Below are 400 nucleotides of genomic sequence, written 5' to 3'. Positions count from 1 at the left end.
CCGGGATCGTGGCCTGTGGGTCCGCATCCCGGTAATAGTGGACACCCTGGACCAGCGAAGCGGCGCAGTTACCCACCCCGACGATTGCAACACGAATGGGATTTGAAGACACGGAACTCCTTTAGAAAAAATACTCATCGCCGTCGCTGGGTGACCAGGGACCGGCGGGTGCAGCGACCTGTTAGAAAGATGCTGCCCTCTATCATCTCCCGTGTGCTGAATGGGCACCATGCCATCATCGGGTGGTTTCCCCTACTCAAATGGGTGGGCAAACGGTGAAGCGCTGACGCAGCCGAGGGCCATACCGAAGACTTCGTCGGGGTCGAGGCGGCGGAGTTCTTCGGCGAGGCAGTCGCGGAGGCTGCGCCGGGGCAGGGAGATGCGTTGGGCGGGTTGGCCG

1 protein-coding gene and 1 pseudogene are annotated in these 400 nt (G+C 62.0%); both read right to left on the bottom strand.

Annotated elements, in window-relative coordinates; translation table 11 throughout:
* Window positions 1–112: pseudogene (locus AC5RUM_RS21500) on the bottom strand (inositol-3-phosphate synthase); the annotation flags it as partial.
* A 140-nt stretch (window positions 113–252) separates the two neighbouring features.
* Window positions 253–400, bottom strand: a 148-nt coding sequence (locus tag AC5RUM_RS21495) for an OpcA/G6PD domain-containing protein (RefSeq protein ID WP_494036852.1), incomplete at its 5' end; no start/stop codon positions are given.

The sequence above is a fragment of the Arthrobacter sp. B2060 genome (assembly GCF_059090445.1).
Note: the sequence above shows the minus strand (reverse complement) of the source record. Positions and strands in the feature narration are given on the sequence as shown.